Source organism: Cellulomonas bogoriensis 69B4 = DSM 16987 (assembly GCF_000767165.1).
Classification (GTDB): domain Bacteria; phylum Actinomycetota; class Actinomycetes; order Actinomycetales; family Cellulomonadaceae; genus Actinotalea; species Actinotalea bogoriensis.
The window spans coordinates 1-634 of record NZ_AXCZ01000420.1 but is presented as its reverse complement, the minus strand read 5'-3'; the positions used below and the strand labels follow the sequence as shown (position 1 = coordinate 634).

1 protein-coding gene is annotated in these 634 nt (G+C 76.3%); it reads right to left on the bottom strand.

The window, feature by feature from the left end; all coding sequences use genetic code 11:
* On the bottom strand, positions 1-526 hold a 526-nt coding region (locus N869_RS15790; RefSeq protein ID WP_232229867.1), incomplete at its 3' end, for a S1C family serine protease.
* Positions 527-634 lie beyond the last annotated feature (108 nt).

Here is a 634-nt window from a genome sequence, read left to right as displayed (position 1 = left end):
TCGCCACGGGCCGGTCGAGGGCCGAGACGATGCCCGTGGTGACGGTGCTGTCGAGACCGAGGGGGTTGCCGACGGCCATCACCGCGGCCCCGACGGCCAGGGCGTCAGAGTCCCCGAGGACGGCGGGGTGCAGGTCGTCGGGCGGGTCGACGAGCGTCACGACCGCCAGGTCGGTCGTCGGGTCGCTGCCGGTGACGGTCGCGGGCAGCACGCGCCCGTCCGAGAGGGTGACGTCGAGGCCGCCGTCGACCGCACCGCTGACGACGTGGTCGTTGGTCAGGACGTTGCCGTCGGTGTCGAGCACCAGGCCCGAGCCCTGGCCGGGGCCGGCGGGCGTGGACACGTCCAGGGCGACGACCGAGTGGCGGACGTCCGCTGCGACGGCCTGCCAGTCCGGGCCGGTCGCGGTCCCGGAGGCGGGGACGGTGACCGACTCGTCCTGGGACGTGGTGGGTGGGACGGGGTCGGTGGCCAGGGCGCCCGTGAGGCCCACGGTCACCAGGCTCGTGACCATGGCGGTGGCCACGGCCGTCGCCGCGATCGTCCGCCAGGGCGTGGCGGTCGGGGGCGGGGTGATGGGGCCCGGGGTCGTGGGATCCGGGGTCGGGGGGTACGGGGCTGTGGCGTGGGGCGT